At 71.1% G+C, this 22,151-nt stretch carries 21 protein-coding genes and 2 pseudogenes; 21 read left to right on the top strand and 2 right to left on the bottom strand.

Features of this window, described 5'->3' with window-relative positions; translation table 11 throughout:
• Nucleotides 1-159 precede the first annotated feature (159 nt).
• The 4 genes from H8R17_RS00715 to ffh all read left to right on the top strand — a co-directional run bounded on the left by H8R17_RS00715 (nucleotide 160) and on the right by ffh (nucleotide 6,068).
• On the top strand, nucleotides 160-1,503 hold the full coding sequence (locus tag H8R17_RS00715) for an ammonium transporter (protein ID WP_187821104.1): 1,344 nt from the start codon (nucleotides 160-162) through the stop codon (nucleotides 1,501-1,503).
• Complete coding sequence (locus H8R17_RS00720; RefSeq protein ID WP_030231663.1) at nucleotides 1,500-1,838, top strand: P-II family nitrogen regulator; 339 nt, start codon at nucleotides 1,500-1,502, stop codon at nucleotides 1,836-1,838. The genes H8R17_RS00715 and H8R17_RS00720 overlap by 4 nt, the downstream gene beginning before the upstream one ends.
• Nucleotides 1,839-1,868: 30 nt before the next feature.
• Complete coding sequence (locus tag H8R17_RS00725; protein ID WP_187821105.1) at nucleotides 1,869-4,313, top strand: [protein-PII] uridylyltransferase; 2,445 nt, start codon at nucleotides 1,869-1,871, stop codon at nucleotides 4,311-4,313.
• A 204-nt stretch (nucleotides 4,314-4,517) separates the two neighbouring features.
• Nucleotides 4,518-6,068 (top strand): signal recognition particle protein, encoded by a 1,551-nt coding sequence (gene ffh, locus H8R17_RS00730; protein ID WP_187821106.1) that lies wholly within the window; start codon nucleotides 4,518-4,520, stop codon nucleotides 6,066-6,068.
• A 126-nt stretch (nucleotides 6,069-6,194) separates the two neighbouring features.
• On the opposite strand, the gene H8R17_RS00735 is transcribed toward ffh, so the two are convergent.
• Entirely contained in the window at nucleotides 6,195-7,052 is an 858-nt protein-coding gene (locus H8R17_RS00735) for an SAM-dependent methyltransferase (protein ID WP_187821107.1), read from the bottom strand.
• A gap of 606 nt (nucleotides 7,053-7,658) precedes the next feature.
• Between H8R17_RS00735 and H8R17_RS00740 the strand changes: the two genes are divergently transcribed.
• The 17 genes and pseudogenes from H8R17_RS00740 (at nucleotide 7,659) to H8R17_RS00820 (ending at nucleotide 21,288) form a co-directional block, all read left to right on the top strand.
• Nucleotides 7,659-8,261: a hypothetical protein gene (locus H8R17_RS00740; RefSeq protein WP_187821108.1), complete on the top strand. Its 603-nt coding sequence runs from the start codon at nucleotides 7,659-7,661 to the stop codon at nucleotides 8,259-8,261.
• A gap of 610 nt (nucleotides 8,262-8,871) precedes the next feature.
• Nucleotides 8,872-9,291: a 30S ribosomal protein S16 gene (gene rpsP / locus H8R17_RS00745; protein WP_187821109.1), complete on the top strand. Its 420-nt coding sequence runs from the start codon at nucleotides 8,872-8,874 to the stop codon at nucleotides 9,289-9,291.
• 2 nt (nucleotides 9,292-9,293) lie between these two features.
• Nucleotides 9,294-9,533 (top strand): RNA-binding protein, encoded by a 240-nt coding sequence (locus tag H8R17_RS00750; protein WP_003973401.1) that lies wholly within the window; start codon nucleotides 9,294-9,296, stop codon nucleotides 9,531-9,533.
• A gap of 99 nt (nucleotides 9,534-9,632) precedes the next feature.
• Nucleotides 9,633-10,211 (top strand): ribosome maturation factor RimM, encoded by a 579-nt coding sequence (gene rimM, locus H8R17_RS00755; RefSeq protein WP_187821110.1) that lies wholly within the window; start codon nucleotides 9,633-9,635, stop codon nucleotides 10,209-10,211.
• Nucleotides 10,211-11,044, top strand: a complete 834-nt coding sequence (trmD, locus tag H8R17_RS00760; RefSeq protein WP_187821212.1) for a tRNA (guanosine(37)-N1)-methyltransferase TrmD — start codon at nucleotides 10,211-10,213, stop codon at nucleotides 11,042-11,044. The genes rimM and trmD overlap by 1 nt, the downstream gene beginning before the upstream one ends.
• A gap of 138 nt (nucleotides 11,045-11,182) precedes the next feature.
• On the top strand, nucleotides 11,183-11,533 hold the full coding sequence (gene rplS / locus H8R17_RS00765) for a 50S ribosomal protein L19 (RefSeq protein WP_141311117.1): 351 nt from the start codon (nucleotides 11,183-11,185) through the stop codon (nucleotides 11,531-11,533).
• Nucleotides 11,534-11,578: 45 nt separating this feature from the next.
• Nucleotides 11,579-12,295, top strand: a complete 717-nt coding sequence (lepB, locus tag H8R17_RS00770; RefSeq protein WP_187821111.1) for a signal peptidase I — start codon at nucleotides 11,579-11,581, stop codon at nucleotides 12,293-12,295.
• A complete protein-coding gene (gene lepB / locus H8R17_RS00775) occupies nucleotides 12,288-13,379 on the top strand; it encodes a signal peptidase I (protein ID WP_187821112.1) in 1,092 nt (363 codons plus the stop codon). The genes lepB (H8R17_RS00770) and lepB (H8R17_RS00775) overlap by 8 nt, the downstream gene beginning before the upstream one ends.
• Nucleotides 13,267-14,238, top strand: coding sequence for a signal peptidase I (gene lepB / locus H8R17_RS00780; RefSeq protein WP_187821113.1), 972 nt, complete (start codon nucleotides 13,267-13,269; stop codon nucleotides 14,236-14,238). Before lepB (H8R17_RS00775) ends, lepB (H8R17_RS00780) begins: the two co-directional genes overlap by 113 nt.
• Nucleotides 14,239-14,573: 335 nt before the next feature.
• Entirely contained in the window at nucleotides 14,574-15,350 is a 777-nt protein-coding gene (lepB, locus tag H8R17_RS00785; RefSeq protein WP_187821114.1) for a signal peptidase I, read from the top strand.
• Nucleotides 15,340-15,872 (top strand): annotated as a pseudogene (locus H8R17_RS00790) (NUDIX hydrolase). The gene lepB (H8R17_RS00785) and the pseudogene H8R17_RS00790 overlap by 11 nt, the downstream one beginning before the upstream one ends.
• Before the next feature lie 56 nt (nucleotides 15,873-15,928).
• A complete protein-coding gene (locus H8R17_RS00795; protein WP_003993268.1) occupies nucleotides 15,929-16,237 on the top strand; it encodes a DUF2469 domain-containing protein in 309 nt (102 codons plus the stop codon).
• A 99-nt stretch (nucleotides 16,238-16,336) separates the two neighbouring features.
• Complete coding sequence (locus H8R17_RS00800; protein ID WP_187821115.1) at nucleotides 16,337-16,738, top strand: YraN family protein; 402 nt, start codon at nucleotides 16,337-16,339, stop codon at nucleotides 16,736-16,738.
• 1 nt (nucleotide 16,739) lies between these two features.
• A complete protein-coding gene (locus tag H8R17_RS00805) occupies nucleotides 16,740-18,365 on the top strand; it encodes a YifB family Mg chelatase-like AAA ATPase (protein WP_187821116.1) in 1,626 nt (541 codons plus the stop codon).
• Nucleotides 18,362-19,522, top strand: coding sequence for a DNA-processing protein DprA (gene dprA, locus H8R17_RS00810; RefSeq protein ID WP_187821117.1), 1,161 nt, complete (start codon nucleotides 18,362-18,364; stop codon nucleotides 19,520-19,522). Before H8R17_RS00805 ends, dprA begins: the two co-directional genes overlap by 4 nt.
• A 271-nt stretch (nucleotides 19,523-19,793) precedes the next feature.
• Nucleotides 19,794-20,636, top strand: a complete 843-nt coding sequence (whiG, locus tag H8R17_RS00815; RefSeq protein ID WP_187821118.1) for an RNA polymerase sigma factor WhiG — start codon at nucleotides 19,794-19,796, stop codon at nucleotides 20,634-20,636.
• 112 nt (nucleotides 20,637-20,748) lie between these two features.
• Entirely contained in the window at nucleotides 20,749-21,288 is a 540-nt protein-coding gene (locus tag H8R17_RS00820) for a TetR/AcrR family transcriptional regulator (protein ID WP_187821213.1), read from the top strand.
• Between the two features lie 134 nt (nucleotides 21,289-21,422).
• On the opposite strand, the pseudogene H8R17_RS00825 reads toward H8R17_RS00820, so the two are convergent.
• Nucleotides 21,423-22,060 (bottom strand): annotated as a pseudogene (locus H8R17_RS00825) (murein hydrolase activator EnvC family protein).
• Between the last annotated feature and the right edge of the window lie 91 nt (nucleotides 22,061-22,151).

Genomic DNA, 22,151 nt, shown 5'->3' on the forward strand with positions numbered 1-22,151 from the left:
GAGGTGTAACACACACGGTGCCTTCGTCACGGCGGCGAAACATCGAGGGGCCACGACCGAAACCGCGCTGCGCCAATCTCGTGCCGCATAACCGGCCCGCCCCATCAATCCGCTCAGGCTTCGCCCGCACGGGGCCGTACCAACGACGAGGAGACGCCGATGGCACCTGCCATCATGATGGCGGCAGACAAGGTAGAGCTGTCGCCCGCCAACACAGGTTTCATGCTCATCTGTTCCGCCCTGGTGATGCTGATGACCCCGGGCCTGGCCTTCTTCTACGGAGGCATGGTCCGCGTCAAGAGCACCCTGAACATGCTGATGATGAGCTTCATCAGCCTGGGGATCGTCACCATCCTGTGGGTGCTGTACGGCTTCTCCATGGCCTTTGGAACGGACTCCGGCCACGTCATCGGCTGGAACTCCGACTGGGTCGGCCTCAGCAACATCGGTCTGACCGAGCTGTGGGGAACCTCCAACATTCCGATCTTCGTCTTCCTCGTCTTCCAGCTGATGTTCGCGATCATCACGCCGGCTCTGATCAGCGGTGCTCTCGCGGACCGCGTGAAGTTCACGGCGTGGGCGCTGTTCGTCGCGCTGTGGGCCACGGTCGTCTACTTCCCGGTCGCCCACTGGGTCTGGGGCGAGGGCGGCTGGGCCTTCGACCTGGGTGTGATCGACTTCGCCGGTGGTACGGCGGTCCACATCAACGCCGGTGCCGCCGCGCTCGGCGTGATCCTGGTCATCGGCAAGCGCGTCGGCTTCAAGAAGGACCCGATGCGCCCGCACAGCCTCCCGCTGGTCATGCTCGGCTCGGGCCTCCTGTGGTTCGGCTGGTTCGGCTTCAACGCCGGCTCGTGGCTCGGCAACGACGACGGTGTCGGCGCGCTGATGTTCGTCAACACGCAGATCGCCACCGCCGCCGCCATGCTGGCCTGGCTCGCCTACGAGAAGATCCGCCACGGCACGTTCACCACGCTGGGCGCCGCCTCCGGCGCGGTCGCCGGTCTGGTCGCCATCACCCCGTCGGGTGGCGCGGTCTCCCCGCTCGGCGCGATCGCCGTCGGTGTCATCGCCGGTGTGCTGTGCGCCATGGCCGTCGGCCTGAAGTACAAGTTCGGCTACGATGACTCGCTCGACGTCGTCGGCGTCCACCTGGTCGGCGGGGTCGTCGGCTCCCTGCTGATCGGCTTCTTCGCCAGCGGCAAGGGCCAGTCCGACGTCGAGGGCCTCTTCTACGGCGGCGGCATGACCCAGTTCTGGAAGCAGTGCGCGGGTGTCTTCGCGGTCCTCGCCTATTCGCTGGTGGTCTCCGCGATCCTCGCTTTCATCCTCGACAAGACCATCGGTATGCGGGTCTCCGAGGACGAAGAGGTCGCCGGCATCGACCAGGCCGAGCACGCCGAGACCGCATACGACTTCAGCGGTGCCGGCGGCGGTACCGCCCGGTCCGTCGCCCCGGCCGCCGCAGCAGCCCCAGCCGACAGCAAGAAGGTGGACGCATGAAGCTCATCACCGCCGTCGTCAAGCCGCACCGGCTCGACGAGATCAAGGAAGCCCTCCAGGCCTTCGGGGTGCACGGCCTGACGGTCACCGAGGCGAGCGGCTACGGTCGTCAGCGGGGCCACACCGAGGTGTACCGCGGTGCCGAGTACACCGTCGACCTGGTCCCCAAGATCCGCATCGAGGTGCTGGTCGAGGACGACGACGCCGAGCAGCTGATCGACGTCGTCGTCAAGGCGGCCCGTACCGGCAAGATCGGTGACGGCAAGGTCTGGTCCATCCCGGTCGAGACGGCCGTCCGGGTCCGGACCGGCGAGCGCGGCCCCGACGCGCTCTGAGGAGAAGGCAAACAGAACAGGAGTCGTTGGGTGACGAGTACGGACGTACGGAAAGATGCAGAGGACTCGGGACCCAGCGGCTACGCGGCGGCCCGGCTGCGGCTCCTCCAGGAGGGGGCGCAGTCCGGGCCGCCGCGCCGTACGGCCCTGGCCGACCTCACCGACGAATGGCTGACCGGGCTCTTCGCCGCGGGTGCGGACGGCCTGCGCGGCGCCTCCCTCGTGGCCGTCGGCGGCTACGGCCGCGGCGAGCTGTCCCCGCGCAGCGACCTCGACCTGCTCCTGCTGCACGACGGCAGCGACAACAAGGCCGTGGCCGCGCTCGCCGACCGCCTCTGGTACCCGGTCTGGGACTTGGGCCTCGCCCTCGACCACTCCGTGCGGACCCCGGCGGAGGCCCGGAAGACCGCGGGCGAGGACCTCAAGGTCCAGCTGGGCCTGCTGGACGCCCGCCACATCGCGGGCGACCTGGGCCTGACCGCCGGACTGCGTACGGCGGTCCTCGCCGACTGGCGCAACCAGGCGCCGAAACGTCTCCCCGAACTCCAGGAGATGTGCGCCGAACGCGCCGAGCGGCAGGGCGAGCTGCAGTACCTCCTGGAACCCGACCTGAAGGAGGCCCGCGGCGGCCTGCGCGACGCCACCGCCCTGCGTGCCGTCGCCGCCTCCTGGCTGGCCGACGCGCCGCGCGAGGGCCTCGCCGACGCCCGCCGCCGGCTGCTCGACGTACGCGACGCCCTGCACCTGACGACCGGGCGCGCGACCGACCGGCTCGCGCTCCAGGAGCAGGACCAGGTGGCCGCGGAGCTCGGCCTGCTGGACGCCGACACGCTGCTGCGGCAGGTGTACGAGGCGGCCCGGGTCATCTCGTACGCCAGTGACGTCACGTGGCGCGAGGTGGGGCGCGTGCTGCGGTCGCGCGCCGTACGGCCCCGGCTGCGCGCCATGCTCGGGGGCGGCAAGCCGACCGCCGAACGGTCCCCGCTTGCCGAGGGCGTCGTGGAGCAGGAGGGCGAGGTGGTGCTCGCCCGCGCCGCACGCCCCGAACGCGACCCCGTGCTCCCGCTGCGCGCCGCGGCCGCCGCCGCGCAGGCCGGCCTCCCGCTCTCCCTGCACGCCGTACGGCGCATGGCGGCCACCGCACGCCCTCTGCCCACGCCCTGGCCCGCCGAGGCCCGCGAGCAGCTCGTGACCCTGCTCGGCTCCGGCCGCCCGACGGTGGACGTCTGGGAGGCCCTGGAGGCCGAGAGGCTCATCACCCGGCTGCTGCCCGACTGGGAGAGAGTCCGCTGCCGGCCGCAGCGCAACGCCGTGCACATCTGGACCGTCGACCGTCACCTGATCGAGACGGCGGTCCGCGCCTCCGAGTTCACCCGCCGCGTCAGCCGCCCCGACCTCCTCCTGGTCGCCGCGCTGCTGCACGACATCGGCAAGGGCTGGCCCGGCGACCACTCGGTCGCCGGCGAGATCATCGCCAAGGACGTGGCCGCCCGCATCGGCTTCGACCGCCACGACGTGACGGTCATCGCCACCCTCGTACGGCATCACCTGCTGCTCATCGAGACAGCCACCCGGCGCGACCTGGAGGACCCGGCCACCGTCCGCTCGGTCGCCGAGGCGGTCGGCTCCCAGGGCACCCTGGAGCTGCTGCACGCCCTGACCGAGGCCGACGCCCTGGCCACCGGGCCCGCCGCCTGGTCGTCCTGGCGCGGCTCCCTCGTCGCCGACCTCGTCAAGCGGGTCTCCGCGGTGCTGTCCGGGGACGCCCCGGACGAGCCGGAGGAAGCGGCGCCGACCGCCGAGCAGGAACGGCTCGCCATCGAGGCGGTCGCGACGGGCGGGCCGGTGCTGGCACTGCGTGCGCAGACCGAGCCCGTCCAGGGGGCCGCGGAGGAATCCGGGGACCCCGAGCCACTCGGCGTGGAGCTGCTCATCGCCGTACCGGACCAGCAGCGCGTGCTGCCCGCGGTGGCCGGCGTCCTGGCGATGCACCGCCTGACCGTCCGCACCGCCGAACTGCGGACGTTGGACCTGCCCGACGGCGTCGAGGGCTCCGTCCTGCTGCTGGACTGGCGGGTCGCCGCCGAGTACGGCTCGCTCCCGCAGGCCGCCCGGCTGCGCGCGGACCTCGTACGGGCCCTGGACGGCTCCCTGGACATCGCGGGCCGCCTCGCCGAGCGCGACGCCGCCTATCCCCGGCGCCGGGGCGTCGTGGCACCCCCGCCGCGGGTCACGGTCCACCCGGCCGCCTCCCGCCTCGCCACGGTCATCGAGGTCCGCGCCCAGGACGCGCCGGGGCTGCTGTTCCGGATCGGCCGGGCACTGGAGGACGCGAGCGTGCAGGTGCGCAGTGCGCATGTGTCCACGCTGGGTTCCAACGCGGTCGATGCCTTCTACGTGACGAATCACATGGGAGCCCCGTTGCCCGGGGAGGAAGCGGCTTCGGTGGCGCGGAAGCTGGAAGAGACGCTGTAGGCGTGACCTTGTGGCCCTGCCACCGTTGACCCGATGCGGTCCCCGCTGACGCGTGGGTTGGTCCGGCGTCTACGGCGTTCGCGCCCAGCGTCCTCACGTGGTCCCCGCCCGCTGGATCCAGCGGGCGGGGACGATTTGCTTGCGGAGCCAGATACCCTGGAGGGCAGCCCGAAACGTCCCCTAGCTCCGAGGACCGACGCCGCCGTGTTCGATACTCTCTCCGATCGCCTCTCAGCGACCTTCAAGAACCTGCGCGGCAAGGGGCGCCTCAGCGAGGCGGACATCGACGCCACGGCGCGCGAGATCCGCATCGCGCTCCTCGAAGCGGACGTGGCGCTGCCGGTTGTCCGGTCCTTCATCAAGAGCGTGAAGGAAAGGTCGCTCGGCGCCGAGGTCTCCAAGGCGCTGAACCCCGCCCAGCAGGTCCTGAAGATCGTCAACGAGGAACTCGTCACCATCCTCGGCGGCGAGACCCGACGGCTGCGCTTCGCCAAGCAGCCGCCCACCGTGATCATGCTGGCGGGTCTGCAGGGTGCCGGTAAGACCACCCTCGCGGGCAAGCTCGGCAAGTGGCTCCAGGAGCAGGGCCACTCCCCGCTGCTGGTGGCCTGTGACCTCCAGCGGCCGAACGCCGTGAACCAGCTCAGCGTCGTGGCCGAGCGCGCCGACGTCGGCATCTACGCGCCGGAGCCGGGCAACGGCGTCGGCGACCCGGTCAAGGTCGCCAAGGACTCCATCGAGTACGCGCGCACCAAGGTCCACGACATCGTGATCGTGGACACCGCGGGCCGACTCGGTATCGACCAGGACATGATGCAGCAGGCCGCGGACATCAGGGACGCGGTCAGCCCCGACGAGATCCTGTTCGTCGTCGACGCGATGATCGGTCAGGACGCGGTCAACACCGCCGAGGCCTTCCGCGACGGCGTAGGCTTCGACGGCGTGGTGCTGTCCAAGCTCGACGGCGACGCGCGCGGCGGTGCCGCCCTGTCGATCCGGCAGATCACCGGCAAGCCGATCATGTTCGCGTCGAACGGCGAGAAGCTCGAGGACTTCGACGCCTTCCACCCGGACCGGATGGCCTCCCGCATCCTCGACATGGGTGACCTGCTCACCCTGATCGAGCAGGCGGAGAAGACGTTCAGCCAGGAAGAGGCCGAGAAGATGGCCTCCAAGCTGGCGTCCAAGAAGGGCCAGGACTTCACCCTGGACGACTTCCTGGCCCAGATGGAGCAGGTCAGGAAGATGGGCTCCATCTCCAAGCTGCTCGGGATGCTGCCGGGCATGGGCCAGATCAAGGACCAGATCAACAACCTCGACGAGCGGGACGTCGACCGCACGGCCGCGATCATCAAGTCGATGACCCCGGCCGAGCGCCAGGAGCCGACGATCATCAACGGCTCGCGTCGCGCCCGTATCGCGCGCGGTTCCGGTGTCGACGTCAGCGCGGTCAAGAACCTGGTCGAGCGGTTCTTCGAGGCCCGCAAGATGATGTCCCGGATGGCTCAGGGCGGCGGCATGCCGGGGATGCCCGGGGTGCCGGGCATGGGCGGCGGTCCCGGCCGGGCGAAGAAGAAGCAGAAGCAGGCCAAGGGCAAGCAGCGCTCCGGCAACCCGATGAAGCGCAAGCAGCAGGAGCAGGAGGCCGCCGCCCGCCGCGCGGCCGCCGCCCAGGGCGGCGGCGCCTTCGGGCTGCCGCAGCAGGGCGACAAGGACTTCGAGCTGCCGGACGAGTTCAAGAAGTTCATGGGCTGACCCGACGGATCAGCGCAGGTTCACGGGCCGGCGGTTCGGCAGCGGTTCGTGGGCCGGCGGAATCGGCTCGTACGACGCCGGGGGCGCCCTCATCGCGGGGGCGCCCCCGGCGTCGTACATCAGCAGCTACGGAGTCCGGGCGATCAGGTAGCGGAAGATGTTCGGCATCCACACCGCGCCGTCCCGCCGCTGGTACGGGTGCAGCGCCTCGGTGAGCTCCTTGTCGACCTGGTCGTGGTCCGTCGCGGTGATCGCCGCGTCGAACAGGCCCGTCGACTTCAGGCCGCGCACCGCGCTGTCCACGTCGGCGTATCCGAAGGGGCACGCCACCCGGCCGGAGCCGTCCGGCCTGAGGCCGGCGCGCTGGGCGACCTCCTCCAGGTCGTCGCGCAGGGCCGGGCGCCAGCACCCCGTGCCTCGCAGCGGGTCCGCCAGCTTGGCCGCGACCCGCAGCACGGACGAGGTGGCGCAGCGCTCGGGCGGACCCCAGCCCGCCAGCACCACGGGTGCCCCGCGTTCGGCGAGCGGCGCGGCCTGAGCGAGCAGGTCGGCGAGCCCCTCCGCGTCGCCCGCGAGGCACCCGATCGGCTCGAAGGCCGTCACGACCGTGTACGCGGGGCTGTCCGGGTCTGCGGCGTCGCCGGGCGACCCGTCGACGATCCGGGTGCCGGGACGCGCGCGCGTGTCCCACGCGCCCTGCGTCAGCCGCTCCCGCGCGAGCGCGAGGTGTTCCGGACAGTGACAGTCGACGCCGGTGACCGCGGCGCCCCGGGCGGCCGCCATCAGCAGGGCGAGCCCGGAACCGCAGCCGAGGCCCAGCAGTCGCGTGCCGGAGTCCACCTCCAGTCGCTCGTAGACGGCCTCGTAGAGGGGGACCAGCATCCGCTCCTGGATCTCGGACCAGTCACGCGCGCGTGCCCGCGGGTCCACGCGGGGCGCAAGGCCCGCGTGAGGCAGGTGCTGCCGCACGAGCGTAGGTGTCATCGAAAGCGCCCCAATCCGCCGAGAGTTGCCCCTGTGCCCGTTTCCATAGCCCCCGTCACGTGCGCTCGCTCTCCCCCGTATGCCAGGAAACTGCGACCCCGCGCTGCCGTCCAGTGGAAGGGGTCCCCGGGTTGTGGGTTACCGGTTGTCCATGGCGAGATTTCACATTCCGGCAACCTGGCCCCGTACCATCGCGCCGTGGCAGAGGCACCCGTTCTCACGGTGTCTGGTCGCCGAGGACGGGTCGGTACCGAAGGCCGATGACGCACTCGGTAACGTCGCGGTTGCCGCGCGCGTGTACTGACGTACGCGAGGCGCTGGCGAGGACGTACCGAGTCGCGGCAAGAGCGACCGAAAACGCCTCTTGCGCATCGGCGGACCACAGCCGCACCGGCGCGCAGAGGTGTCTACGCGCCGGTGCGTACGGCTCGAGCGCTGGGGCGTACGTCAGGCTACGGACCGGCTTGGTACGAGCTGTGAAGGTTCTCCGCAGATCAGCGCACCCGCCCTCCTCAGGACGCATCAGTGGCAACTGACGGGTACGTGCAAATTATTTGGGATGCCCCGGAATCGGAACACAGCGGCACCCCGGCTCGTTGTCATTACGTGAGCACGACACAGACACCACCTGTTCTCGCCGCAGAGCTGGCACAGGCGTGGGCCGACATTCAGCGGTACCACCCCGAGCTGCCGGATCTTGCCGCGCCAGAATCCCTGATCGGAGAGTCGTCGTCCGCGTGCGGGCACGAGCTCTCCTTCGAGCGACTGCTCCATGAGGCAGTCCATGGCGTCGCCGCCGCGCGCGGCGTCCGCGACACCTCCCGCGCCGGCCGTTACCACAACCGCAGATTCCTCGCGATCGCCGAGGAGCTGGGCTTGGACCACCCCGAGGAACCGCACCCCAGCAGCGGCTTCTCGCTGGTCACGCTCACCCCCGAGGCGAAGCGCCGCTACCGCTCCACCGTGGAGCGCCTCCAGCGGGCGCTGAAGGCCCACACGGCGGCGACATCCGCCGACACGGCCCGAAGCTTCCGTGGTCCGGCCGCCCGGCACGGCTCCTCCGGCGGAGGCGTGCGGGTGAAGGCGGTCTGCGACTGCGGCCGCAACGTCCGCGTCGTCCCGTCGGTCCTGGCCCAGGCCCCCATCGTCTGCGGCGGCTGCGGCAAGCCGTTCCGCATCCCGGAGGTCGTCACCGCCGGCGCGAGGTGACCCCGCGACTGCTCGTGGCAGCCGCGCCCGCCTCCCGACCGGCCTCAGCACGGGTGCCGCCGCAGCACCCGGGCACGGCATACCGCACCCCACCCACCCACGCCAACCACAGCGCGCGGCCTACCCCCGCAGGCCGCGCGCCCTCGCAGCCACACCCGACAACGGCGGGCAACGGCGTCCTGCAAGCCCGTGCGGCGCCGCAGCCGACGACGGCGCGCATGGTTCTCGCAAGCCGCGCGCTTGCGGCGCCGCACTCGACGCCGGCGGTCCGCCGTGCCGCCGGCGCGGGCAGCGGCACCCCGCCGGCGCGGGCGAGCGAAACCCACCCCCGGCCCACACCGACGCCGGGCAACTGGCAAAAGCGCTCCAGTCGGCGCAGCCAACCCACGGCACCCCAGAAGCCGGGTGCCCCGTTCCCGTGCCCAGCCCCCTCACCAACCCTCGGCCCAAAGCGACCCGCAGGGGTATGGCACAATGACTAGCTGTACTCGACAGCCGCACAGGACCCCTCTCTCCTCCGGCTGACGCGTCCATCGGGCACCACGACCCCGCAACCCCACGCGGGGTTCCGCCGTGCCCAACCACGTCAAATCCAGGAGATCCCACTCCCGTGGCAGTCAAGATCAAGCTGAAGCGTCTGGGCAAGATCCGTTCGCCTCACTACCGCATCGTCGTCGCTGACTCCCGTACCCGCCGTGACGGCCGGGCCATCGAGGAGCTCGGCAAGTACCACCCGACGTACAACCCGTCGGTGATGGAGGTCGACAGCGAGCGTGTGGCGTACTGGCTCTCGGTCGGCGCCCAGCCGACCGAGCCCGTCCTCGCCATCCTGAAGAAGACCGGCGACTGGCAGAAGTTCAAGGGCGAGCCCGCCCCCGCGCCGCTGCTGCAGCCGGCCGAGAAGCCCGCGCGTCCGTCGTTCGAGGCCGTCGGCGGTGACGACGAGGGCAAGGGTGAGGCGATCACCCAGAAGAAGAAGGCCGAGAAGAAGGACGAGGCCGCGGCCGAGTCTGCGTCGACCGAGGCCTGAGCATGCTTGAGGAGGCTCTTGAGCACCTCGTGAAGGGCATCGTCGACAACCCCGACGACGTGCAGGTCGCCTCGCGCAACCTGCGCCGCGGCCGCGTGCTCGAGGTCCGGGTCCACCCCGACGACCTCGGCAAGGTGATCGGCCGCAACGGCCGCACCGCACGCGCTCTGCGCACCGTCGTGGGCGCCATCGGCGGCCGTGGTGTCCGCGTCGACCTCGTCGACGTGGACCACGTCCGCTGACGCTTGTCGCAACCGGCTCGGGCCGGGGAGGGCCGCTGGGCCGTCCCCGGCCCGTAGTCGTAGCTGGCCCGTAGTCGTAGATCAGGAGAACCAAGCACCGTGCAGCTGGTAGTCGCTCGCATCGGCCGCGCCCACGGCATCAAGGGCGAGGTCACCGTGGAGGTCCGTACGGACGAGCCCGAGCTCAGGCTCGCCCCGGGTGCCGTCCTGGCCACCGACCCCGCGTCGGCGGGCCCGCTCACCATCGAGACCGGCCGGGTGCACAGCGGCCGGCTCCTCCTGCGCTTCGAGGGCGTCGGCGACCGCACCGCGGCCGAGGCCCTGCGCAACACCCTCCTGATGGCCGAGGTCGACCCGGAGGAGCTGCCCGAGGGCGAGGACGAGTACTACGACCACCAGCTGATGGACCTGGACGTCGTCACCAAGGACGGTGTCGAGGTCGGCCGGATCACCGAGATCTCACACCTGCCCTCGCAGGACCTGTTCATCGTCGAGCGGCCCGACGGCAGCGAGGTCCTGATCCCCTTCGTCGAGGAGATCGTCACCGAGATCGACCTGGAGGAGCAGAAGGCCGTCATCGACCCGCCGCCCGGCCTGATCGACGACCGCGCCGCCCGCGACGAAGTCGCTGATGGACACAGCGCGTCCTCGCGGGACTCCTCAGGAGACGAGGCGTGATGCGGCTCGACGTCGTCACGATCTTCCCCGAGTACCTGGAACCCCTGAACATCTCCCTCGTGGGCAAGGCACGCGCGCGCGGACAGCTGAACGTGCACGTGCACGACCTGCGCACCTGGACGTACGACCGCCACCACACCGTCGACGACACCCCGTACGGCGGCGGCCCCGGCATGGTCATGAAGACGGAGCCGTGGGGCGACGCACTCGACTCCGTCCTGGCCGAGGGCTACGAGACGGGCTCCCGCGAGCCGGCCCTGATCGTCCCCACGCCCAGCGGCCGCTCCTTCACCCAGGAACTCGCCGTCGCGCTCTCCGAGCGCCCCTGGCTGATCTTCACGCCCGCCCGCTACGAGGGCATCGACCGCCGCGTCATAGACGAGTACGCCACCCGTATGCCCGTGTACGAGGTGTCCATCGGCGACTACGTCCTCGCCGGCGGCGAGGCGGCCGTGCTCGTCGTCACGGAGGCCGTGGCGCGGCTGCTGCCCGGCGTCCTGGGCAACGCCGAGTCGCACCGGGACGACTCCTTCGCGCCCGGCGCCATGGCGAGCCTCCTGGAGGGGCCCGTCTACACCAAGCCGCCCCGGTGGCGCGGCCGAGAGATCCCGGACGTGCTGCTCAGCGGCCACCACGGGAAGATCGCCCGCTGGCGGCGCGACGAGGCTCTCAAGCGCACGACCGCCCACCGGCCCGACCTCGTCGAGCGGTGCGACCCCAAGGCCTTCGACAAGAAGGACCGGGAAATGCTCTCCATCCTCGGCTGGGAGCCGGACCCGGAGGGGGAGCCGTACGGCCGATTTTGGCGCAGAACCGAGGGCGTGGAAGAATAGACCGCTGTTGTCCGCCGTCCGGCGCGCGCCCCTGCCACAGGGGGACACGACGCCCGCCCCGACACGGACAGCAGTCCTCGTGGAGAAACCCCTAGTTTCCGTTGATGACCTGTGGCATCAGCGAAGAAAGCAGACGAAATGTCTCACCTGCTCGACTCCGTCGACTCCGCGTCGCTGCGTAGCGACGTCCCGGCCTTCCGCCCGGGCGACACCGTCAACGTCCACGTCCGCGTCATCGAGGGCAACCGCTCCCGTGTGCAGCAGTTCAAGGGCGTGGTGATCCGCCGCCAGGGTTCCGGCGTGCGCGAGACCTTCACCGTCCGCAAGGTCTCCTTCTCCGTCGGTGTCGAGCGCACGTTCCCCGTGCACACCCCGATCGTGGAGAAGATCGAGCTCGTCACCAAGGGTGACGTCCGCCGCGCCAAGCTGTACTACCTGCGCGACCTGCGCGGCAAGGCGGCGAAGATCAAGGAGAAGCGCGAGAGCTGAGCGCGGCTGGGTGGTCACAGCGGGGCCGGATAGCATCTGGCCCCGATGGACACCGAAGCACAGCCGACGGAGCGCGACCGCTCCTCCCGCCCCCTCGACGCCGAGGACACCTCGGACACGACCGGGCAGGAGGAACGGTCGCGTTTCGCGTTGGTCTCGCGGATCACCGAATGGGTCCCCGGCGGGTGGATCTCCGTGAGCGCGCTGGTCTTCCTGCTGTTCCTGGTGCTGATCACCCGGTTTGTCCTGCAGCCGTTCGAGATCCCCAGTGGTTCCATGGAACGCGGATTGAGGATCGGGGACCGAGTTCTCGTAAATAAGTTGGCGTACCGTTTCGGTGCCGAGCCGCAGCGCGGCGATGTCGTCGTGTTCGACGGGACCGGGTACTTCGGGGACGCCGACTACGTCAAACGCGTGGTCGGCGTGGGCGGTGACCATGTGGTCTGCTGTGACAAGGAGGGGAGGATCCAGGTGAACGGCTGGTCGGTCGACGAGTCGACCTTCCTCTACCCCGGCGACAGACCGTCCGCGGTGCGCTTCGACGTCGTCGTGCCCGACGGCGCCCTGTTCGTCCTCGGAGACCACCGCAGCGACTCCAGCGACTCCCGCGACCACCTCGGCTCGCCGGGCGGCGGCATGATCCCGGTGCGGGACGTGATCGGCCGCGCCGACTGGATCGCCTGGCCCCTCGGCCACCTCACCCGTCTGCACCGCCCCGGCGCCTACGCGCGCGTGCCGGCCGCGGAGAGTGCCCATGGGTAACCGCGGCAAGCCGCGTGGCGTGCCCAGCAACCCCGCGGACAATCTGCTGCCCACGGGCGCCCGGCGCGCCGCCAGTCCGGCCGGCGGCCGCACACGCGCGGAACGGCGCAGGCTCCAGAAGAAGGTCAAGCGGCGCCGCAGGCGGTCGGCGGTCAAGGAGATCCCGCTCCTCGTCGGGGTGGCCGTCCTGATAGCCCTGGTGCTCAAGACGTTCCTCGTACAGGCCTTCGTCATCCCGTCCGGCTCCATGGAGCAGACGATCCAGATCGGCGACCGCGTCCTGGTGGACAAGCTCACCCCGTGGTTCGGCTCCAAGCCGCAGCGCGGGGACGTCGTCGTGTTCAAGGACCCCGGCGGCTGGCTCCAGGACGAGCAGCCCACCGCCACGAAGGAAGACCCGATCGTCATCAAGCAGGTCAAGGAGGCCCTCACCTTCATCGGTCTGCTGCCGTCCGACAACGAGAAGGACCTGATCAAACGGGTCGTCGGCGTCGGCGGCGACCGCGTCAAGTGCTGCGACACGCAGGGACGCGTGACCGTCAACGGCATCCCCCTGAACGAGGACTACCTCTATCCCGGCAACACCCCGTCGAACACTCCGTTCGACATCACCGTCCCCCCTGGGCGGCTGTGGGTGATGGGCGACCACCGGGCCGACTCCGCCGACTCCCGCTCCCACCAGGACCGCGACTACGGCGGCACCGTCTCCGTGGGCGAGGTGGTGGGCCGCGCCATGGTCATCGCCTGGCCCATGAACCACTGGAGCGCCCTGGAGGAGCCCAAAACCTACGCTTCCGTGTCCGACTCGGCCACCGGGTCGACCGCTGCCGCTCCGCTGTCGCATAGGGTTGCACCCGACGATCCGAACGGAATGATCCAGCTCCCGAGCCCTGCGGAACTCCCGCTCGTTATGGGAGTGGTGGGCCTGCACCGCGTAAGGGGCAGGCGGCGGCACAGAGTGAGGAGTTGGCGTGGGGGATGTGGCGGTTGGCGCACGGTCCGGAAACGACGGCGAGGAGCACCGCGGACACCCCGTGGAATCAGCCGTCCCGGCCGCGGACAGCGCCGTGACCTCCGGGAATGACTCCGGAGCGGCCGAGGACGGCAGGGTGACGGACGAGGAACCGAGGACACAGGGGCCGGGCGGTACGACCCCCGGACCGAAGAAACCGCGCTCCTTCTGGAAGGAGCTGCCCATCCTGATCGGCATCGCGCTGGTGCTGGCGCTGCTGATCAAGACGTTCCTGGTGCAGGCGTTCTCCATCCCCTCCGACTCGATGCAGAACACCCTCCAGGTGGGCGACCGGGTCCTGGTCGACAAGCTCACCCCCTGGTTCGGCTCCGAGCCCGAACGCGGCGAGGTGGTCGTCTTCCACGACCCCGACAACTGGCTGGCCGGCGAGCCGACGCCGAACCCGAACGCCCTGCAGACCTTCCTCAGCTGGATCGGCCTGATGCCGTCCGCGCAGGAGAAGGACCTCATCAAGCGGGTCGTCGGCGTCGGCGGCGACACGGTCGAGTGCAATGGCACCGGCCCGCTGAAGGTCAACGGCAAGGCGCTGAACGAGCCGTACGTCTTCCCCAACAACACGCCGTGCAGCGTGGACGACCAAGGCGGCCAGTTCAAGGTCAAGGTCCCCAAGGGCTCCATCTGGGTCATGGGCGACCACCGGCAGAACTCCCGGGACTCCCGCTACAACCAGGCGGACAAGAACCACGGCATGGTTCCGGTGAAGGATGTCGTCGGGCGGGCCATCGTGATCGCCTGGCCGATCACCCGCTGGAACACCCTGCCGGTGCCGGACACCTTCGACCAGCCGGGCCTGGGCGACCAGTCGGCGGCGGCCGCGCTGTCGGTCGCGCCGCAGGGGGTTGCCCTGGCGGGCGCGGTGCCGCTGGTGCTGTGGCGCCGTAGGCGGATGGCGGTGGACAAGACTCGCTAGCGGCCTGGACGTGCGCGAGGGGCCTTGGACGCGCGCGAGGGGGCCTCTGGACGTGTGCGAGGGAGCTCTCGGTGCCCGCGCCAGGGAACCTCGGGACGTGCGCCAAGGGGCGCAGGGCGCGCACCCGGGGGTGCAGGGGGCGAAGCCCCCCGCCGGGGGTCGGGGGCGGAGCCCCGGGGCTGCGGTCACCTCTCGGCCGACAGAGTCGGGCGGGTGGGTGGGTGGGTAGGTCCCCGGGGTCTGGGGCGGAGCCCCAGGACGTGGTCACTTCTTGACCGACCGAGTCGGGCGGGCGGGTGGGCCGGCCTCGGTACCGAACGGTAGGGTGCGGGTCCATGGGTGGTGGCGAGAGCACGACACGTACGGCCCCGCGCAACGGCGCAACGCGCGGCCAGATCGGAAGCCGAACCGGACAGCGCCTGTCCGGACTGGCCGTGGCCCTGGGACTGGTGATGTTCCTCGGCGGATTCGCCTGGGGAGCGGTGACCTACCTCCCGTACACCGTGCCGACGAGTTCGATGACGCCGACCATCGACGCCGGCGACCGCATCCTCGCGCAGCGCGTCGACGGCGCCGACGTACGCCGCGGTGACGTCGTCGTCTTCAAGGACGCCACCTGGGGCAACGTGCCGATGGTCAAGCGCGTGGTGGCCGTCGGCGGCGACACCGTCTCCTGCTGCCAGGACGGCAAGCTGATGGTCAACGGCAAGGAGATCGACGAACCGTATCTCCCCAAGGGCCAGCCGGCCGAGTTCAACGACTTCTCGACTGTGAAGGTCCCCGAGCACCGCCTGTTCCTGCTCGGCGACGAGCGCAGCGGCTCCGTGGACTCCACCGCCCACCTGACCGACGCCGCCAGCGGCACGGTCGCGCGCAGCGCCGTCGAGGCCCGCGTCGACGCCGTCGTCTGGCCCATGAACGGCATGCTGGAGCGCCCCACCGGCTTCGAGGACCTCGGCCCCCTCTCCTCGCCCGGCCCGGTCCGTACGATCGTCGCGCTGGTGATCGCCGGCGCCGTCCTCGTCCTCGGCGGCGCGGCGTACGGCCCGATCGCCAAACGGGCGGGCGCGGCCCGTACCCGGGTGAGCGCGGAGCCCCCCGGTGCCCGCTGACGCCGTGCGGGCCGCCGAGGACCCGTACGAGGGCGGACTGCGCAAGGTCGCCCGGGTCGTGCTGCTCGACCCGCAGGACCGCATCTTGCTGCTGCACGGCCACGAGCCGGACGATCCGGCCGACGCTGGTGGTTCACCCCCGGCGGCGGTGTGGAGGGCGACGAGACCCGTGAGGAGGCCGCCCTGCGGGAACTCGCGGAGGAGACCGGCATCACCAGGGTCGAGCTCGGCCCGGTGCTCTGGCGGCGGCAGTGCTCCTTCCCGTTCGCGGGCCGCCGCTGGGACCAGGACGAGTGGTACTACCTGGCCCGTACGGCCAGTACGCCCAGGGCGGTGCCCGAGGCCATGGCACTGACCGAGCTGGAGCGGCGCAGTGTCGCCGGAGCACGCTGGTGGACGTGTCAGGAGCTGATCCGGGCACATGAGACGGTGTATCCGACCAGACTCGCCGAGCTGCTTCGCACACTGCTCGACGAAGGTCCCCCGGCCGGGCCCGTGATCCTTGACACCGAAATCGTCTAGGGGCTCACGGAACTGGCGCACAATGGGGGGATCGCACGGCTGAAGGGGAACATGCCATGAGCGCCGAGGACCTCGAAAAGTACGAGACCGAGATGGAGCTCAAGCTCTACCGGGAGTACCGCGATGTCGTCGGTCTGTTCAAATACGTGATCGAGACCGAGCGGCGCTTCTACCTGACGAACGACTACGAGATGCAGGTTCACTCGGTCCAGGGCGAGGTGTTCTTCGAGGTATCCATGGCGGATGCCTGGGTCTGGGACATGTACCGGCCGGCGCGTTTCGTGAAACAAGTCCGCGTACTCACGTTCAAGGACGTGAATATCGAGGAGCTGAACAAGAGCGACCTGGAGCTGCCGAGCGGGTGACGGACCCGCCCGTCCGGGTGATGCCTCACCCGTCCGGGTGAGCGAGTTTTCCACAACCGCCGGATGGTCCACCAAGATCCACTTCGTGAGGTCGGAGGCATGACGGTTGGCACCGGAGGTGGTGCCGACATGAACGCACATCTGGCACACAGTGCACTCGGCAGGTACGGCGAGACGCTTGCCGCGCGACGGCTGGCGACGGCCGGGATGACGGTCCTGGCGCGCAACTGGCGCTGCGGCAGGACCGGCGAGATCGACATCGTGGCGCGGGACGGTGACGTCCTGGTCGTCTGCGAGGTGAAGACCCGTAGGGCCGGTGCCTTCGAGCACCCGATGGCCGGGGTGACCCCCGAGAAGGCGCGGCGGCTGCGCCAGCTCGCCGAGCGCTGGATCCAGACCCACGGGGGAGCACCGCCCGGCGGTGTCCGCATCGACCTGGTCGGCGTGCTGCTGCCGCAGCGCGGCGCGCCCGTGGTCGAGCACGCGTTGGGGGTGGCCTGAGATGGGCTTCGCGCGTACGTGCTCCGTGGCGCTGGTGGGCGTCGAGGGCGTGGTGGTCGAGGTCCAGGCCGACCTCGAACCGGGCGTCGCGGCGTTCACCCTCGTGGGCCTGCCGGACAAGAGCCTGACGGAGAGCCGGGACCGGGTGCGGGCGGCGGTGGTGAACTCCGGCGCGACCTGGCCCCAGAAGAAGCTGACCGTCGGCCTGAGCCCGGCCTCCGTCCCGAAGAGCGGCAGCGGCTTCGACCTCGCCGTCGCTGCCGCGGTCCTCGGCGCCGCCGAGCGCATCGACCCCCGGGTCCTCGCCGACATCGTGATGATCGGCGAACTGGGCCTGGACGGCCGGGTCCGGCCGGTGCGGGGGGTTTTGCCGGCGGTGCTGGCTGCGGCGGACGCGGGGTACGAGCAGGTCGTCGTCCCGGAGTGTGCCGCCGCCGAGGCATCCCTGGTGCCCGGTGTGTCCGTCCTGGGCGTCCGCAGCCTGCGTCAGCTGATCGCCGTCCTCGCGGACGAACCCGTGCCCGACGAGGAACCGGACGAGCAGGGCCGTCCCGATCCGCTCCTGGCCGGCCTGCGCGTACCCGGCACTGGTGCGGCCACGGGCATGCACAGCGTCGGGGCGGCGCAGCACGATCAAGGTCATGACCTGGCCGACGTCGTGGGCCAGATCTCGGCCCGCACGGCGGTGGAGGTCGCTGCGGCCGGCGGGCACCACCTTTTCCTGCAGGGTCCGCCCGGCGCAGGGAAGACCATGCTCGCCGAGCGGCTGCCCGCCATCCTGCCCCGGCTCTGCCAGGAGGAGTCCCTGGAGGTCACGGCGGTGCACTCGGTGGCGGGACTGCTGCCTCCGGGCAAACCCCTGATCGACATCGCTCCCTACTGCGCCCCGCATCACTCGGCGACGATGCAGGCGCTCGTCGGCGGCGGTCCGGGCATCGGCCGCCCGGGCGCCGTGTCGCTGTCGCACCGGGGTGTTCTCTTCCTGGACGAGGCGCCGGAATTCAGCAGTCAGGCCCTCGACGCCCTGCGGCAGCCCCTGGAGGCGGGGCACGTCGTGATCGCGCGCAGCGCGGGCGTCGTGCGCTTCCCGGCGAGGTTCCTGATGGTGCTCGCGGCCAACCCCTGCCCATGCGGCCGCTTCTCGCAGAAGGAAGACCTGTGCGAATGCCTGCCCTCGGCGATCCGCCGCTACCAGGCCAGGCTGTCCGGCCCGCTGCTCGACCGGGTCGACCTCCGTGTCGAGGTGGACCGCGTCACCCGTACCGAACTGACCGCGTGCGGACCCCGGGGCGAATCCACCGACATGGTCACCGCCCGGGTGCACGCGGCCCGGGAACGGGCGGCGGCGCGCCTTGCCGGCACGCCCTGGCGCACCAACAGCGAAGTCCCCGGGCGAGAGCTGCGCAGCCGCTGGCACGCGGCGTCCGGTGCGATGGACGAGGCCGAGCGGAGCCTGGAACGGGGCGTCCTCACCGCCCGCGGTCTCGACCGCGTCCTGCGCGTCGCCTGGACCGTCGCCGACCTCGTCGGCCACGACCGGCCCGACGCCACGGACGTCGCCCTGGCACTGCAACTGCGCACCGGAGTGCCCCGAGGCGTCCCCATGGCCATCGGGGCCCTGACATGAGCCTCGACGACAAGCCGGACGACGAGCTGCTCGACCGTGTCTTCCTCACCCGGGTCATCGAAGCCGGGGATGAGGTCGGCGGCCGTTGGGTGCGGGAGCGGGGGATTCGGGAGGTGGCTCGGCGGTTGCGGGGGCGCGGGGTGGCTCTGCCGGGGGTGAGTGCGCGGCGGTGGGCGGGGCTGCGGGCGCGGGCCGAGCAGGCCGAGCCGGGGCGCGATCTTGCCGTGGCCGAGGATGCCGGGGTGCGGTTCGTGGGTCCGGGGGACGAGGAGTGGCCCCGTCAACTGGACGATCTCGGGGATGCCCGGCCTCTGGGGCTGTGGGTGCGCGGGCGGCCCAGTCTGCGGATGTGGGCGCTGAGGTCCGTGGCCGTCGTGGGGGCACGCGCCTGCACCGAGTACGGCGCGCACATGGCGGCCACCCTCGCCGCCGGCCTCGCCGAGCGCGGCTGGGTCGTGATCTCCGGCGGAGCCTACGGCATCGACGGCGCCGCCCACCGCGGCACCCTCGGTGCGGGCGGCGCCACCGTCGCCGTCCTCGCCTGCGGCGTCGACCGGCCCTACCCGCGCGGACACACCCAGTTGATCACCAGAATCGCGGAACAGGGCCTGGTGATCGGCGAGTTGCCACCCGGCGACCACCCGACGCCGAGCAGGTTCATCCTCCGGAACAGAGTGATCGCCGCCCTCACCCGCGGCACCGTGGTCGTCGAGGCCGCCTACCGCAGCGGCTCGCTGGTCACCGCACGTGCGGCCCAGCGGCTCGGACGCCACACGATAGGGGTGCCCGGCCCGGCCACCAGCGGCCTGTCCGCGGGCGTGCACGAACTCCTGCGCGGCGACGCGGTGCTGGTCACCGACGCCGCGGAAGTCGTGGAACTCGTCGGCGACATGGGCGAGCTGGCCCCGGACCGGCGCGGCCCTGTGCTCCCCCGGGACCTGCTGGAGCCGGGTGCCCGGCAGGTCCTGGCCGCTCTGCCCGCCAGCCGGGCGGCAGGGCACGACGAGATCGCCCGCCGCGCCCGGACGACGCCGGACGACGCCCTCGCGAGACTGTACGAACTCAGAGCACTCGGTTACGTCGAACGACACGGCGACGGCTGGAAGTTGACACGCCAGGCGGTTCTGTCGGCACGCGGTGGCCGGCAGGATCGCTGACCGAGCGTGTTCGGCCGTCCGGGGGAACCCCGACGCCCTTGGAAATTCCCGCAGTTGGAGTCATCTGGTGATCACGCAGAGCGACCGGTGTGACCCGGCGGGATGTCCTGCGGAACGCATCTGCGCATGCTCCAGCCTCCGCCCTTCGCACACCGCGACACCTCAGTCACGCTACGCTCACGTGGATCCCGATACGGACAGGCAGCACGACATCAGACCGACAGCTCACCCAGGCACCACCCCTCCACGGCAGAACGGCACAAGGCGACGAATGCCCCAGCACACCTCCGGGTCCGACCGGGCGGCGATCCCCCCAGCCGCCCGTGACGGTGGCAGCGTGCGGCCGCCCGCTCCCTCGACGCTCGACGAGCTGTGGCGGTCGTACAAGGACACGGGGGACGAGCGGCTGCGGGAGCAGCTGATCCTGCACTACTCGCCGCTGGTGAAGTACGTGGCGGGCCGGGTGAGCGTCGGTCTGCCGCCCAACGTCGACCAGGCGGACTTCGTGTCCTCCGGGGTGTTCGGGCTGATCGACGCGATCGAGAAGTTCGACATCGACCGGGAGATCAAGTTCGAGACGTACGCGATCACCCGGATCCGCGGCGCCATGATCGACGAGCTGCGGGCGCTGGACTGGATCCCGCGCTCGGTGCGGCAGAAGGCGCGGAACGTGGAGCGGGCGTACGCGACGCTGGAGGCGCGGCTGCGGCGGACGCCGAGCGAGGGGGAGGTGGCCGCGGAGATGGGGATCGCCGTGGACGAACTCCACGCGGTGTTCAGCCAACTGTCCCTGGCGAACGTGGTGGCGCTGGAGGAACTGCTGCATGCCGGGGCCGAGGGCGGCGACGGGCTGAGCTTCATGGACACGCTGGAGGACACCGCCGCGGACAATCCCGTGGAGGTGGCCGAGGACCGGGAGCTGCGGCGCTATCTGGCGCGGGCGATCAACACGCTGCCCGAGCGGGAGAAGACCGTCGTGACGCTGTACTACTACGAGGGGCTCACGCTGGCCGAGATCGGGAACGTGCTGGGCGTGACCGAGAGCCGGGTCAGTCAGATCCACACCAAGTCGGTGTTGCAGCTGCGGGCGAAACTGGCGAGCTTCGGGCGTTGAGCCGGGTGGATGACCTGCGGTCGGGTGGAGTGACTCCCGCTGGCGGGCGTCCGTCCGTAAAGTGGTTGAGGTGCCAAGGATTCGAGCGGCCTCCGTGGCCGAGCACCGGTCGATGCAGCGTGCCTCCCTGCTGGACGCGGCACGTTCCCTGTTGTCCGAGGGCGGGACGGAGGCGCTGACCTTTCCGGCCCTCGCCCAGCGGACGGGGCTTGCGCGGTCGTCCGTGTACGAGTACTTCCGGTCGCGGGCGGCCGTGGTCGAGGAGCTGTGCGCGGTCGACTTCCCAGTCTGGGCGGCGGAGGTTTCGGCCGCGATGGAGCGGGTGGATGCGCCTGAGGCCAAGGTCGAGGCGTATGTGCGCAAGCAGTTGGAGCTGGTGGGGGACCGGCGGCATCGGGCCGTGGTCGCGATCTCCGCGAGTGAGCTGGATGCCGGCGCTCGGGAGAAGATCCGGGCGGCGCACGGTGGGCTCGTCGCGATGATTGTCGAGGGGCTGGGGGAGATGGGGCACCGGGAGCCTCGGCTGGCGGCGATGCTGGTGCAGGGGGTTGTCGATGCGGCGGTGCGGAGGATTGAGCTGGGGGCGGCGGAGGAGCCGGCGGTGATCGCGGACGCGGCGGTGGCCATGGCACTGCGGGGGGTTGGCGGTTGACCGACGTTCGCTGTGTGAGCGGCGTTGCGGTCGGCCGGGGTGGGTCGCGCAGCCCGGCACCGGCAGGGTGCCGCCCGCGCCCACCCGTGCCGCCCCGGGGGGTACCTCCCAGGCCCTGGGTGCTGATCGGGCCGTTAGGCCGGGAGTGGTACGCCCCAGACCGGTAGCAGTCTTGATGGGCCCCTGTTCAGGAGGTGTGGGGGGAGTAGGGACAGGGGGTCCAGGTACGTCGTGCCTCTGCGTAGGCCCCAGTGGATGCAGGTGAGCCTGTTGGGTCCAGGGTGCCGATCACCTCGGTTGCCGTTACCTGCTCGCCCTTTTTCACCGACGGCGTCACCGGTTCGTACGTCGTGCGCAGGGGTGGGGTGCCGGTTCCTGGGAGGTCGATCGAGATGACTCCCTTGCCGGCGACGCGGCCGGCGAAGGAGACACGGCCCGAGGCTACCGCCCGCACCGGCGTGCCCGGTGCCGCGGCCAGGTCCACGCCGCGGTGGCCGCGGCCGTACGGCGTCGGCGGGGGTTCCCAGCCGCGGAGGATCCGGGGGCGTACCCCGACGGGCCAGGTCCGGCCGACGGCCGGGACGTCGGCGGCCGGTCCCGGCGGGGCAGGGGCGGCAGGCCCTGGAGTGGTGGGCGCCCCCGGTTCCGGCGTGGCAGGGGTGCCGGCGCCCGTGGTGATCAGGTGAGGCGGCGGGGCCAGGAGCATCGTCAGGGTCAGGGCCAGCAGCAACGCCAGCCTCGTGCACATCCGTACGCATCGGTTCGCTCGCATGCCGCACACCGTCCCGCACCCCCGGCGATCATGGCCGGAGCCTGTGCAGTACCCGCCGGTTGTGGATATCGGCGTCACCCGGGGCCTCGGC

It is taken from the genome of Streptomyces sp. TRM68367 (genome assembly GCF_014495685.1).
Classification (GTDB): domain Bacteria; phylum Actinomycetota; class Actinomycetes; order Streptomycetales; family Streptomycetaceae; genus Streptomyces.

Bases quoted from the DNA above. Each gene is read 5' to 3' on its own strand.
- H8R17_RS00715 (WP_187821104.1), top strand. From the start codon at position 160: ATGGCACCTGCCATCATGATGGCGGCAGACAAGGTAGAGCTGTCGCCC.
- H8R17_RS00720 (WP_030231663.1), top strand. From the start codon at position 1,500: ATGAAGCTCATCACCGCCGTCGTCAAGCCGCACCGGCTCGACGAGATC.
- H8R17_RS00735 (WP_187821107.1), bottom strand. From the start codon at position 7,052: ATGACACCTACGCTCGTGCGGCAGCACCTGCCTCACGCGGGCCTTGCG.
- H8R17_RS00750 (WP_003973401.1), top strand. From the start codon at position 9,294: ATGCTTGAGGAGGCTCTTGAGCACCTCGTGAAGGGCATCGTCGACAAC.
- trmD (WP_187821212.1), top strand. From the start codon at position 10,211: ATGCGGCTCGACGTCGTCACGATCTTCCCCGAGTACCTGGAACCCCTG.
- rplS (WP_141311117.1), top strand. From the start codon at position 11,183: ATGTCTCACCTGCTCGACTCCGTCGACTCCGCGTCGCTGCGTAGCGAC.
- lepB (WP_187821111.1), top strand. From the start codon at position 11,579: ATGGACACCGAAGCACAGCCGACGGAGCGCGACCGCTCCTCCCGCCCC.
- lepB (WP_187821112.1), top strand. From the start codon at position 12,288: ATGGGTAACCGCGGCAAGCCGCGTGGCGTGCCCAGCAACCCCGCGGAC.
- lepB (WP_187821114.1), top strand. From the start codon at position 14,574: ATGGGTGGTGGCGAGAGCACGACACGTACGGCCCCGCGCAACGGCGCA.
- H8R17_RS00795 (WP_003993268.1), top strand. From the start codon at position 15,929: ATGAGCGCCGAGGACCTCGAAAAGTACGAGACCGAGATGGAGCTCAAG.
- H8R17_RS00800 (WP_187821115.1), top strand. From the start codon at position 16,337: ATGACGGTTGGCACCGGAGGTGGTGCCGACATGAACGCACATCTGGCA.
- H8R17_RS00805 (WP_187821116.1), top strand. From the start codon at position 16,740: ATGGGCTTCGCGCGTACGTGCTCCGTGGCGCTGGTGGGCGTCGAGGGC.
- dprA (WP_187821117.1), top strand. From the start codon at position 18,362: ATGAGCCTCGACGACAAGCCGGACGACGAGCTGCTCGACCGTGTCTTC.
- whiG (WP_187821118.1), top strand. From the start codon at position 19,794: ATGCCCCAGCACACCTCCGGGTCCGACCGGGCGGCGATCCCCCCAGCC.
- H8R17_RS00820 (WP_187821213.1), top strand. From the start codon at position 20,749: ATGCAGCGTGCCTCCCTGCTGGACGCGGCACGTTCCCTGTTGTCCGAG.